The 11,694-nt window shown below is 37.7% G+C and carries 13 protein-coding genes and 1 pseudogene; 6 read left to right on the forward strand and 8 right to left on the reverse strand.

Annotated elements, in window-relative coordinates:
* Window positions 1–112: 112 nt before the first annotated feature.
* Window positions 113–247, forward strand: a complete 135-nt coding sequence (locus H6F62_RS21150) for a hypothetical protein (protein WP_255501492.1) — start codon at window positions 113–115, stop codon at window positions 245–247.
* Window positions 248–288: 41 nt separating this feature from the next.
* On the opposite strand, the gene H6F62_RS01600 is transcribed toward H6F62_RS21150, so the two are convergent.
* From H6F62_RS01600 to H6F62_RS01615, 4 genes are all read right to left on the reverse strand, one after another.
* Window positions 289–921 (reverse strand): type I restriction enzyme HsdR N-terminal domain-containing protein, encoded by a 633-nt coding sequence (locus H6F62_RS01600; protein ID WP_190371158.1) that lies wholly within the window; start codon window positions 919–921, stop codon window positions 289–291.
* 201 nt (window positions 922–1,122) lie between these two features.
* Window positions 1,123–1,602 carry a tetratricopeptide repeat protein gene (locus H6F62_RS01605; protein WP_190371159.1) on the reverse strand — a complete coding sequence of 160 codons (480 nt, stop codon included), beginning with the start codon at window positions 1,600–1,602 and terminating at the stop codon, window positions 1,123–1,125.
* 16 nt (window positions 1,603–1,618) lie between these two features.
* A complete protein-coding gene (locus H6F62_RS01610) occupies window positions 1,619–2,560 on the reverse strand; it encodes a homogentisate phytyltransferase (protein WP_137906728.1) in 942 nt (313 codons plus the stop codon).
* A gap of 41 nt (window positions 2,561–2,601) precedes the next feature.
* Entirely contained in the window at window positions 2,602–3,444 is an 843-nt protein-coding gene (locus tag H6F62_RS01615) for a methyltransferase domain-containing protein (RefSeq protein WP_137906729.1), read from the reverse strand.
* A gap of 196 nt (window positions 3,445–3,640) precedes the next feature.
* Here H6F62_RS01615 and H6F62_RS01620 point away from each other — a divergent pair, with 196 nt between their 5' ends.
* Together H6F62_RS01620 and H6F62_RS01625 are read left to right on the forward strand one after the other, a co-directional pair.
* A complete protein-coding gene (locus tag H6F62_RS01620) occupies window positions 3,641–4,996 on the forward strand; it encodes a TrkH family potassium uptake protein (protein ID WP_190371160.1) in 1,356 nt (451 codons plus the stop codon).
* 65 nt (window positions 4,997–5,061) lie between these two features.
* Window positions 5,062–5,757, forward strand: coding sequence for a TrkA family potassium uptake protein (locus tag H6F62_RS01625; protein WP_137906780.1), 696 nt, complete (start codon window positions 5,062–5,064; stop codon window positions 5,755–5,757).
* 111 nt (window positions 5,758–5,868) lie between these two features.
* On the opposite strand, the pseudogene H6F62_RS20800 reads toward H6F62_RS01625, so the two are convergent.
* From H6F62_RS20800 to queA, 3 genes and pseudogenes are all read right to left on the reverse strand, one after another.
* Window positions 5,869–6,010, reverse strand: a pseudogene (locus tag H6F62_RS20800) (transposase); the annotation flags it as partial.
* 191 nt (window positions 6,011–6,201) lie between these two features.
* Window positions 6,202–7,074, reverse strand: a complete 873-nt coding sequence (locus tag H6F62_RS01630; protein ID WP_190371161.1) for a hypothetical protein — start codon at window positions 7,072–7,074, stop codon at window positions 6,202–6,204.
* A 406-nt stretch (window positions 7,075–7,480) separates the two neighbouring features.
* Window positions 7,481–8,626 carry a tRNA preQ1(34) S-adenosylmethionine ribosyltransferase-isomerase QueA gene (queA, locus tag H6F62_RS01635; protein WP_190371162.1) on the reverse strand — a complete coding sequence of 382 codons (1,146 nt, stop codon included), beginning with the start codon at window positions 8,624–8,626 and terminating at the stop codon, window positions 7,481–7,483.
* Window positions 8,627–8,783: 157 nt separating this feature from the next.
* Here queA and H6F62_RS01640 point away from each other — a divergent pair, with 157 nt between their 5' ends.
* Window positions 8,784–9,176 (forward strand): hypothetical protein, encoded by a 393-nt coding sequence (locus H6F62_RS01640; RefSeq protein ID WP_190371163.1) that lies wholly within the window; start codon window positions 8,784–8,786, stop codon window positions 9,174–9,176.
* Between the two features lie 65 nt (window positions 9,177–9,241).
* Here H6F62_RS01640 and H6F62_RS01645 read toward each other — a convergent pair whose 3' ends face one another.
* A complete protein-coding gene (locus tag H6F62_RS01645; protein ID WP_137906734.1) occupies window positions 9,242–9,706 on the reverse strand; it encodes a YraN family protein in 465 nt (154 codons plus the stop codon).
* Window positions 9,707–9,720: 14 nt separating this feature from the next.
* Between H6F62_RS01645 and H6F62_RS01650 the strand changes: the two genes are divergently transcribed.
* Together H6F62_RS01650 and H6F62_RS01655 are read left to right on the forward strand one after the other, a co-directional pair.
* On the forward strand, window positions 9,721–10,224 hold the full coding sequence (locus tag H6F62_RS01650) for a pentapeptide repeat-containing protein (RefSeq protein ID WP_190371164.1): 504 nt from the start codon (window positions 9,721–9,723) through the stop codon (window positions 10,222–10,224).
* A gap of 427 nt (window positions 10,225–10,651) precedes the next feature.
* Window positions 10,652–11,554, forward strand: a complete 903-nt coding sequence (locus tag H6F62_RS01655; protein ID WP_199306382.1) for a DUF4922 domain-containing protein — start codon at window positions 10,652–10,654, stop codon at window positions 11,552–11,554.
* The last annotated feature ends 140 nt before the right edge of the window (window positions 11,555–11,694 follow it).

Genomic DNA, 11,694 nt, shown 5'->3' on the forward strand with positions numbered 1-11,694 from the left:
TTTAATTTTTAATGTTTTTGATAGCTTTTTTGATTTTATCTGAGAGGATGTTTTAAAAGTGGGAGGCTGAGGTTATGTTATTTTAAATTTATATCCATAATTGAAAAAGACAATGCGTAAACAAACTATTCAATACACATCACCATTAGATGCTTTAGTTGCGGTTGCAAAACGGTTGAGTATCTATGAAAACCAACAAAAAATGGATTCTGAAGAATTTTTTTACCAATATAATCCCGGAAGATAGGATATAAAGATGCAATAAATATTCTTAACCATTAGCGATTCCTATGTCTCACTGAAGGCGATCGCCTCCGTTCCCAAACGTTTTAATACCTGTAACACACTATAAAGCTCATTATCAGGATTTACCAAAGAAAACAGCCGTGAATTAGCATATTTATGTTCCAATACCTTTAAAAATAAAAACTCATTACCATTGGTAATCATGCCAAAGGTTGGTAGCACAGTTTCCTGATTACCCAACATATAAGCCAAAGCTTGAGGAATTTCGCGTGTCACCGCAAAATCACTCCGTTTTGATTCAATTACCAACAACCAAAGCCGATTTTTTAACACCAAAACATCAATCCGCCCCCGAATAATCGTTCCTTCATCCTCCATTTCTAAAGCCACACCCGTTTCTGTTTCAATCCTAAACGGTTTATGATAAAAACCAGCTAAATCTAACAAGGGCGCAAGTACCACCATCTTCACTGTATTTTCTAGCATTGGGGGATCATCCATCAATTCTAAAAAATTAGCCTTCACCCGATCTAATAAATGTTGCTCTTCTTTGTTCAAAGCCTCAAGCCCATCCAACCACTCAGGAAAAAAAGTAGCATCTTGAACGATTTGAATGCCAAAATTTTGCTTTAATTCCCGTAGCGTCACATCCTTGGCTGCAATAGACTGAACCATTTTGATATTTCTCCCGACGAAATTTCAAGCTCAAATCATAGTATAATAGGACTTACGCAAGATTCATGGAATAACGAACCACAGAGGCACAGAGGTCACGGAGAAATGAGGATTTGAGAGATATTTTGCGTAAGTCCTGTATAAATCAAATCAACTGTAATAATCCTAAAAATCATAATATGGCTACGCCACGCTTTGCTATCAGATATTTTTAGCCATCATTTTATCTAACAAAACACTAACCTTTTTCGCTCTTTCTGGTTGACGCTGTTTTTGCAATAACTCTTTTGCTGTGACTAAATTAGCTTTTGCTGCTGCTTCCTGTTGTTCCTGCATGAGAATATTTGCTAAACGTAAATAAGCATCAGGATTTTTAGGACTGCTATCAATTACTTCACAAAATAACGCTTTGGCTGCGGTAATTTGCCCCTTTTGATTTAAAATATCTCCTAACAACAAACGTACCATGTCATTGGTAGAATTGATAGCAATAACTTTTCTCAAAGCTATTTCGGCATTTTCAAAATCTTTGGCTTGATAAAAATTGATACCTTGCTGAAATAAATTAGAAGTAATCAATGTTTTGATACTCAAATAACCAAGAATAGCCAGACCAACAATGACTACAAAAATTGCGAAAATATTAGATGAATTAGATGAAATAGAAAATGTTTCTAACATGATTTTAAGCCAAATTTTAAGCTAATAAACAAGAGACGGGAAAAAGTAGATATTCAATGAAAAACAATTTCCAGATAAATTGATAGAAATTAGTAATGGCTTTTTTGTCTTGTAAATCAACTCCTGCACCTTGCCACCATAAAACAATTAAAGTTAATGTATGGGTAATTACAACAAAAATAGTATTAACTTCCGCAAGCTGAAATAATCCTACTAAAATCATGCCTCCATAACAGATAGTTAATACCCAAAGAGCCAGATTAAATACTTTTTGTTGTCCAAGTTGGAGGGTAAAAGTTGTGATATTATAAACCCTATCTCCTTCCATATCAGGAATATCTTTGAAAATTGCGATCGCAAATGTAAATACCAAGATAAAAACAGTTAAAGCCCAAACTGCACTGGGAATACCTTGGCTTCTTTGCAATACCCAGCTAAAATGCAAAAACAAACCTAAATTAACAATCGTTCCCCGCACGGAAAAAATACATAAAGCAGCCCAAAAAGGAAACTGTTTTAACCGAATTGGTGGTAAAGAATAAGCTGTACCAATTGCTAAACTTATTGTTACCATTCCCATTAAAAAAGGTCCAGTTAGCCATGCTACAGCCAAAGCCAAAATACCAGTAATAATAACAATTAATTGTCCTTGTCCTCTCGTAAATTCTCCCGCAGCTAAAGGTAAATCAGGTTTATTGATTTTATCAATATCAATATCTTCCAATTGATTCAAACCAACAATATAAATATTACCACTTATACAAGCAATCCATGTTGCTAAAATTTGCCCAATATGCAAACCAGAAAAACTTGTAGAAGTAACACCCAGGGTAATTAAATATAAACCCAAAACACTCAAACTTGTTCCCATAATCGTATGAGGACGGGAAAATTTCCAAAAAGAATAAAACCAACTTTTTGGAGAAACAGCAGAACTTTGTTGATAAAATTGATTCATTTTTTGCTCTTTTTTATTTGCACCATCTGAAAGAATTGGACTTACTTTGTCCCGCGTAATAAACCAAAGCGAACTAACCCAGTTTCATAACCTCGACGCATTAACCCTAAAGATAATGCTCCTTGAATTGTACTCCAACCCGCCATTAATAAACCGATAAATGCTTGGGGCGTGAAGGCTGAATCAATTACTACATTCCAAAAAGGTGCAACTGCGGTTGACCAATCAGCAGTGCGAATATTATTTAATGGTAATTGCCAAGCGATCGCTTCATACTCCGCTAAAGACATTACATAAGGTAAACAATAGACCCTGTAAATGTCCTCTAAGTGCTTTTGTTCATCCGCTGTCAGTGCTGACTTATCCGTATTCCGATGACACCATGTCACCATAATCAAAGTCCCACCCGGTTTTAACACGCGATAGCACTCTTGCAAAAACTTAGTTTTATCTGGCATATGTTCACCGCTTTCCAGTGACCAGACCAAATCAAAAGAATCGTCATCAAAGGGCATTTCCTGGGCATTGGCCACCATGAATCTAGTCTTTTGACTCAAATTCATTGCCAAAGACCTTTCCATGGCTCTAGCGGCTTGTACAGGACTCAATGTAATTCCCGTGGCATTTGCCCCAAACTTTTCAGCTAAGTATAAAGAACTACCACCAATTCCACAACCCACATCAAGGATATTTTTAGCACCGTGAACATCTGCCCATTTTAGCAGTTCTTCAATTAAATCAATTTGTGCTTGACGGCGTTCTTTCACCTGTTTACCATCTACACCATAATAACCGTGGTGCATATGTTCACCCCAAATCTGCTCCCACAACCCGGAGGAAGCGTCGTAAAATTCCTGAATTTGTTTGTAAAGTATTTGACTCATTATTTGATAAATAAAGATAACATAAGAAACTGAAAAGAAAAAACTTATTCTTAGGCTACCATCTATGTTTTTAATTAGATAGGGATATTTTTGCCTGGGAGTAACTGATCAATTCTACCTTGCGAATCTCAAAAATAACCTAAATGCACAAATTTTCTTGATTTTTAATTGATTTTTAATTGATTTTTAATTATTTATGACCGTTGCTCGGACAATTTGTTTAGGGTTTATCGCTGTCATTCTCTTGGGAACAATTCTCTTAACCTTGCCTTTTTCTACTGGTAACGGGAATTGGAATGATCCCATTGTGGCATTATTTACTTCAACTTCCGCAGTTTGTGTTACAGGTTTAGCTGTGGTAGACACTGGTACTGATTTTTCCTTTTTAGGTCAATTGTTTATTGCTCTTTTAGCCCAAATTGGTGGTTTGGGTTATATGACAACTACCACATTTTTGATGTTATTAATAGGCAGAAAATTTGATTTGCGACAAAAAGTAGCAATTCAACAAGCTTTAGATCGTCCAGGTATGAGTGGAAGCGCTCAAATTATCCGTTCCATTATTGCAACTACCCTATTATTTGAAATCACGGGAGTATTACTACTAATGATAGCCTTTGTCCCGGAAAAAGGTTGGCAAGAAGGAACTTGGTTAGCAATTTTTCATAGTGTTAGTGCTTGGAATAATGCTGGCTTTAGTCTATTTAAAGACAATTTAATCAGTTATCAATCTTCTCCTTTAGTGATTTTAACAATTGGCACATTAATTATTTTTGGAGGTATTGGTTATCAGGTAATTTTGGATATGTATTTGTGGTTAAGAGATAGCTTTACTTATCAAAGTAATCGTTTGATCAGAAAAAATAGTTGTTTAATATTTTCCCTAGATTTTAAAGTGGCTACTAGCACAACCTTAATATTATTAGTGCTAGGAACAATTGCTATTTTGATGATAGAAATTAGAAATGATAGCATCTTTGGAAAATTAGATCTAACCGGAAAAATATTAGTCGCTTGGTTTCAGTCAGTTACCACCAGAACTGCTGGTTTTAATAGTATTGACATTGGCAAAATGACCAATGCTGGATTGTTCATTATGATTGCGCTCATGTTTATTGGTGCAAGTCCTGGAGGTACAGGAGGAGGAATTAAAACCACAACTTTACGAGTGATTACCAGTTGTACAAAGGCAATTTTGCAAGGTAAAGAGGAGGTATTATTATATAATCGCAAAATTGCCATATCATTAATTTTAAAAGCAGTAGGTGTAGTATTTGGTTCATTAGCAACTGTGATTGTTTCCACGGTTTTAATTAGTATTACCGACCCGGAATTTCCCTTTATTCAGATTCTCTTTGAAGTAGTATCAGCCTTTGGTACAGTGGGACTTTCTACAGGTATTACAGCTACTGTTTCTACCGCAGCCAAATTAATTTTAATTCTCACCATGTACATTGGTCGAGTTGGTATCTTACTATTAATGTCATCCATACTAGGTGATCCTCGTCCTAGTAGAATTCATTATCCTGAAGAAAATCTCCTGGTTGGATAATTACCAATTACCCATTACCAATTACCCATTACCCATTACCCATTACCCATTACCCATTACCCATTATGAATCTTTCATCATTAAAATTTCTCCGCAGTTTACGTAAAGACAATCACCAATTTGCTGTCATTGGCTTAGGTCGTTTTGGTCGTTCTGTTTGTTCAACATTGCATAATTTAGGTTATCAAGTATTAGCCACAGATGTTGACGAAAAACGAGTTTCTGAGGCTTTAAATGAGCAAATAGTCGGTCATGCTTTACAACTAGATTCAACTGAACCAGCAGCACTAAAAGAAGCCGGAATTTTTGAATTTGATACCGTAATTGTCGCCATTGGTAACTACGTTCAAGAAAGTATTATTACTACTTTAAATGTAAAAGAAGGTGGTGTACCTCACGTAGTGGCAAAAGCCTCTAGTGAAGTTCACCATAAATTATTACAACGAGTGGGAGCAGATCATGTAGTATTTCCTGAATATGAAGCCGGTTGTGCTTTAGCACGAACACTTACTAAACCAGGAATTTTAGAAAGATTTGATCTTGACCCAGATAATAGCATTGTGGAGTTAATTGTTCCTGATGAATTTCATGGAAAAACTATTGCTGAACTTCAACTTCGTAACCGTTATGGTTTAAATATGTTGGCCGTAAGTCATGATAGTAAATTTATCATTAATCCTGAACCAACTAAACGTTTGGAAAAAGGTTCTGCAATGGTAGTAATTGGTTGCAACAAAGATATTAATCGTTTACCAATTTGAACTTCTCGCGGCAGTCCCTACCCTCAATGTACCCTTATGGTAGGGGTTAGAGCAGGTTATTGTAGCGAAGCGGAAATAACCAATCTTTCTATTCTAATCTTTCTATTCTATTTACTTCGTTGGTGCGTCTTGTTCCTTGATATATTGCTTTAGTTTTTCAATTGGCGCACCACCACTTGATGCCACATAATACGAGCTAGACTGTGAAAACAGGTTTCCAATAAAATTTATCAATATGTTCTTTAAATTTTTTCTACTTTATACTCACTCAAACTACATCTCACGTTAAATTACTCAGTGTTAATCCCCGACATGATTCAATGCCAGTTAAGCGGTCAGGTTGACCGTGGTAGAGACGTTCCATGGAACATCTCTACATAGTGCCGACACTTTCAGGAAAAAAAAGCTGGTAATTGTTAGCTTATGTTAGCTTTTTTGTATCGTTCAAGGTTCAAAATTAAGGTTCTTGATTTTCCCTTGGGCAATTTTTCTTTTGACAAAAACGCCAGCCCCAAATACCATGGTTGCACCCACTAAAGGAAGCGCGTCTGTTTCCCAGGGAACAGCCGTAGGAGGTGGCGTTCCGTCGTCGACTGTTACGCTTGTCAAGAGTGCTATAGGAGGTTGTCCACCTGGACCGCCTACGTTGAAGAAACTCAGCAATTGGCTTGTGTTAGTGGCTGTGAAGTCCATGGTTATTTTCTCCCAGGGTCGAACGTTCTCGTAAAGAGCCATGTCGATCCGAGGAGCCCATTTAACTTCGTTACCAAAAGTAACCTGGAATTGATCCCATGTGGGTGTGTTGTAAATATTGGTATGACCTTCAGGGTTAATGGATGCTCCTGCCTGATAAAAGCTGACGGTATAGTTCTTCCCTACGGTAAGACCAGTCAATTGTTGACTCAATCTCGGTCCATACTGTGTGTCTCCGTCAAATTGAAAGAACCATGCTGGGTCACCAGTAGGAGAATTAACAGTCTGTCCAGGTGCAACATTTAACGCAAATACACCCGGTAGTCCGGGTGCACTCCCACGACCGACGGCAGTACCAGGTGGCGTTATAGCTCCATAAACGGCACTGGAATGGTTGAAAATAATCCAGTCTGGGATGACGTTGTTTGTATATGTGCCCTGACCCTGAATACGATAAGTGTTATTTGGAGAGGCATCTTGTATCGTTTGACTGGGAATTAGATTACCATTTTGGAGTATGTTAACGGCTTGTGCAGGAAGACTCACAGCAGAAGCCAAGACCATGGCGGAAAATCCCAGGACAATTGGCTGATATTGATTGATATTCATTGATTTACTGATCATTGATTTTTGAGTTGATCAAGGATTTTTGCAGTCTGATTCACCTTACCAATGTGCCAGTTGCGTAAGTCCTGGTATTGGTATTATTTACTCAGTAATAAGAACTATATAGTTATGTATCGCCAATGAACACTCCAAAATTCCCACTTTTTCGTATGTCAAAAAAAAGCCATTATTGGTGGTATAATTAAATTTATCTGCTTTATACTCACTCAAACTACATCTCACGTTAAATTACTCAGTGTTAATCCCCGACATGATTCAATGCCAGTTAAGCGGTCAGGTTGACCGTGGTAGAGACGTTCCATGGAACATCTCTACATAGTGCCGACACTTTCAGGAAGAAAAAGCTGGTAATTGTTAGCTTATGTTAGCTTTTTTGTATCGCTTTTGGAAAACACATATTTAATTAATTTTCACCAGAGGTCTCATGTAATTTTATGCTTTTCTTTTTATCTGCTGGTAGGATCACCATGGCATCCCCAAAAGAATAAAAGCGGTATTCAGAGGCGATCGCTTCTTGGTAAATATCTAGTAACCTTTCTCTACCAATTAAAGCACTAACCAACATCAACAAACTAGAACGGGGTAAATGAAAATTGGTGATTAAACCCTCCACAACTTGCCACTTATAGCCAGGATAAATAAATAAGTTTGTTTTCCCCATAAATGGCTGTAAATCCCCCAATTGCGCCGCTCCTTCCAACGCTCTCACCACTGTTGTCCCCACCGCAATAATGCGTCCTCCCGCAGCTTGAGTAGCCCGAATTTGCTCAACGGTATCAGCAGAAACCTCTATCCATTCTTCGTGCATGGCGTGAGTAGTCACATCTTCTACTTCTACTGGGCGAAAAGTACCGACACCAACATGAAGAGTAATAAAGGCTTGATTAATGCCACAAACCCGCAATCTTTCTAGTAACTCCGGTGTAAAATGTAGTCCTGCTGTTGGCGCAGCGATCGCTCCTGCTTCCTGAGCATACACCGTTTGATACTGTTCATTAGCAGCGGTAGAGGCCGTGATATAAGGTGGGAGGGGAATTTCGCCAAATTTGCCTAATACCTGGACTAAAGGCACTGCTGGAGGCAAATCAAACTGCAATAATCGCCCCCCGGTTTGTGGATCTGATTCAACCACCGTCGCCCTTAATGTCTGTTGATTTTCCTCTCCTCCTGCTGTAAAAATAATTTCATTGCCTATCTTAAACCGCTTACCAGGTTTCACCAAAGCCAACCAGCAATTATGCTGTCGTTCTTCCAATAGTAACACCTCGACTTCCGCACCAGTAGACTTACATCCGTACAACCGAGCGGGAATCACTTTCGTATTATTCATTACCAGCAAATCACCCGGTTGCAGCAATTCCGGTAAATCACGGAAAATATGATGAGAAACTGGTATAGTATGAGGATTTTCCAGAGAATTTACAACCAATAACCTGGAACTATCTCTAGGAACAGCAGGGTTTTGAGCAATTAGTCCTGGTGGAAGTTCGTAGTCATAACTAGATAACGAACAATCTAAATTCACATCCTGTACTTCTAGACTAGACATTTTCTGCAATTTTGCTTATACTATTTGTTACTTGATTTTCATTAAGGGGAATTAATGGGTAAATCTCCCCATAGAAAAACGGGGGCTTTTACCCTACCGGGAACTGGGCTTGATTAGGGAAGATAGAGAGGTAAAATTAGCTTTGATCCTTCACACCATGAGCGAATACTTATATTACTTGGCCAATGCCAGTCTCACACTGAGAATCGTTCAACACCTCCACGCTAGAAAGGAAACCCCTATTTCCTTTGTTAGTATAATTCATCAAATTAATGGTTGGGTAGTCAGAATCAAATTTAAAGAAGTGCTTTCACCCCAGGAAGATGGTGATTTTCGGGCATTTTTGAATGAATTAGGCATTAACTACCAACCACCAATGAGAGTACAAATGGCACTGTGGAGTTTAGAAGCTGGACAAACCCCTGTAGACGTAATGGGTCGTTATCAAGTAGCAATTGTTTCCCATGGAAATCCTGAAAGAGAAGAAATTGAAGCATTTAGACAACAGTTTGTGCGTGGTTTAGGCTACTGTCCAGAAACACTGGCTTAAACAATTTAAAACTGAAAATTCAAAACTGTTTGTGTAGTATCACAGAATGGACAATAATTCTGATCTCATATTATTTGTTGGTCAAAAGCTGCCAGAATATATTCTTGCAGCTGAAAATCATATCCAGACACCGATAAACTAGCCAGAGAGACTTCTTCAATAACTGCCCTTTTTATCAGCTTTTTTGATGTAGGTTGATAATGAACAAGGGCTATATCAAAGCGACAATAATAATCAGCTTTTTCAGGATATTCACTTAAAAATATTTCCGCCGTTTGCCAGATTTTTGCTTGTTTTTCGGGAGTAATGGCGTTTTTACCCAATTCATCCCAATTACCGGAACTCCGGGTTTTAACTTCTATAAATGCCACCGTTGTGTCTTGATATTGGGCAATAATATCAATTTCTCCCCAGCGACACCAAAAGCGACGGTGTAAAATTTTCCAACCTGTAGATTGTAACCATTTGGCTACTAGGTCTTCACCTATGTTACCAATATCTGCATAATTAAATGGAGAAGAATTAGCCATTCAATAACAATACCATGAATAATACACATCAAAACTGGACAAGTATATTCAGTTTATTACTTTGGGTGATGATTTCCACCACCGCTTTCATCGCTATCGTCCCCCCTGCTGTAGCACTGGAATATAACAAAGAAATTCTCATCAGTGCTGATTTTTCTGGACGTGATTTAAGAGACTCTAGTTTTACTAAAGCCAATCTCCGCTACAGTAATTTTAGTAACTCCAATTTAACAGGTGTAAGTTTTTTTGCTGCTAATCTAGAATCAGCAAATTTACAAGCAGCTAACCTAACTAACGCTACATTAGATTCCGCCCGTCTGATAAAAACCAATTTAACAAACGCCATTTTAGAAGGCGCATTTGCCGCTAATGCTAAATTTGATGGTGCTATAATTGATGGTGCTGATTTTACAGATGTGCTACTGCGTCGAGATGAAAACAATAAATTATGTAAAGTAGCTAAAGGTACTAATACTGTAACAGGTAGAGACACAAGAGATACTTTATATTGTCGGTAGAGAAGAACATACCCGACTGCTGATAATTGTGGGGTAGGCTTCTAGCCCGCGCTTGCGACTGCTAATAATTGTGGGGTGGGCTTCTAGCCCGCCGACTGCTGATAATTGTGGGGTGGGCTTCTAGCCCGCCCTAGTCGCTTGCGACTGCTGATAATTGTGGGGTAGGCTTCTAGCCCGCCCTAGTCGCTTGCGACTGCTGATAATTGTGGGGTAGACTTCTAGATCGCGCTTGCAACTGCTGATAATTGTGGGGTAGGCTTCTAGCCCGCCCTAGTCGCTTGCGACTGCTGATAATTGTGGGGTAGACTTCTAGCCCCCCCTAGTCGCTAATACCATTTGATACTGATTTGAGAATGAGAAAGCCCTGCTAAGGATAAAAGTATGTTAGTTTGGGAGATGTCAATTTGTATTATTAATTAGGTGAATTTTGGCAGATATTAATAATCAGGAAAAAATTCTACTTGTACCAGGTACTTTATGGACAAGTGTGAAGCAAACAACAGAACTGGCTTTAAATTCTGGGGCGTTAAAATCTATTCCCACGGAATTGGAAATTGTCGAACAAGATGGGATAAAATTTATGATCAGAATTTTAGCAAATCTCAACCGCAAACAAGCCGATAAAGAAAAACAAGAACAACAAATTGCTAGGACTGGTAAAAAGTTTAATCCTTTCTTACCCTACGAGCAAGATTTATTCGTCACGGATATCTCTCCTACTCATGTTTGTATTTTAAATAAGTTCAATGTTGTTGATAATCATTTGTTAATTATCACCCGCATTTTTGAACAACAAGAAACCTTACTCACCCTAGAAGATTTTACAGCAATGTGGGCTTGTTTAGGAGAATTTGAAGGTTTAGTATTTTACAATGGTGGTAAACTAGCTGGTGCGAGTCAACCACATAAACATTTACAAATTGTCCCTTTTTCAGAAACAGATATTCCTATTTCCCCACTTTTAAAAACTGCAAAACTAGAAAATAATATGGGAACTATCCGAGAATTTCCCTTTTTACACGCTTTTACTAATCTTCATAGCGGAGAAAGTCCAAAAGTAACCTTAGAAAAATATCATAATTTACTACAGAAAATGGGAATTAAACCTCTAGAAAATAATCTACAATCGGGAGCATATAATCTTTTAATTACACGAAAATGGATGTTAATTGTGCCGCGAAAACAAGAAGAATTTGCAGAAATTTCCATAAATTCTCTAGGTTTTGCAGGTGCATTATTAGTCAAAAATCAACAACAAATGGAAATACTTAAAAACATTAACCCAATTAATATTTTAACCAATGTTGCTTTTCCCATAGAAAAAAATTAAATATTAGAGTAAAATATTAGAGTAAAATATAATCTAATATATAGCGATCTTAAATCAGACGTGAATACCTCTTTTTTCTCTACCTCTGCGTCCTCTGTGTCCTCTGTGGTTCGTTCAAAAAAAAATACATTCACAACCCA

The sequence above is a fragment of the Anabaena sp. FACHB-1391 genome (assembly GCF_014696755.1).
In the GTDB taxonomy this organism is placed as follows: Bacteria; Cyanobacteriota; Cyanobacteriia; order Cyanobacteriales; family Nostocaceae; genus Dolichospermum; species Dolichospermum planctonicum.

Coding starts and splice junctions, on each gene's coding strand:
- H6F62_RS21150 (WP_255501492.1), top strand. CDS start 113: ATGCGTAAACAAACTATTCAATACACATCACCATTAGATGCTTTAGTT.
- H6F62_RS01600 (WP_190371158.1), bottom strand. CDS start 921: ATGGTTCAGTCTATTGCAGCCAAGGATGTGACGCTACGGGAATTAAAG.
- H6F62_RS01605 (WP_190371159.1), bottom strand. CDS start 1,602: ATGTTAGAAACATTTTCTATTTCATCTAATTCATCTAATATTTTCGCA.
- H6F62_RS01610 (WP_137906728.1), bottom strand. CDS start 2,560: ATGAATCAATTTTATCAACAAAGTTCTGCTGTTTCTCCAAAAAGTTGG.
- H6F62_RS01615 (WP_137906729.1), bottom strand. CDS start 3,444: ATGAGTCAAATACTTTACAAACAAATTCAGGAATTTTACGACGCTTCC.
- H6F62_RS01620 (WP_190371160.1), top strand. CDS start 3,641: ATGACCGTTGCTCGGACAATTTGTTTAGGGTTTATCGCTGTCATTCTC.
- H6F62_RS01625 (WP_137906780.1), top strand. CDS start 5,062: ATGAATCTTTCATCATTAAAATTTCTCCGCAGTTTACGTAAAGACAAT.
- H6F62_RS01630 (WP_190371161.1), bottom strand. CDS start 7,074: ATGATCAGTAAATCAATGAATATCAATCAATATCAGCCAATTGTCCTG.
- queA (WP_190371162.1), bottom strand. CDS start 8,626: ATGTCTAGTCTAGAAGTACAGGATGTGAATTTAGATTGTTCGTTATCT.
- H6F62_RS01640 (WP_190371163.1), top strand. CDS start 8,784: ATGAGCGAATACTTATATTACTTGGCCAATGCCAGTCTCACACTGAGA.
- H6F62_RS01645 (WP_137906734.1), bottom strand. CDS start 9,706: ATGGCTAATTCTTCTCCATTTAATTATGCAGATATTGGTAACATAGGT.
- H6F62_RS01650 (WP_190371164.1), top strand. CDS start 9,721: ATGAATAATACACATCAAAACTGGACAAGTATATTCAGTTTATTACTT.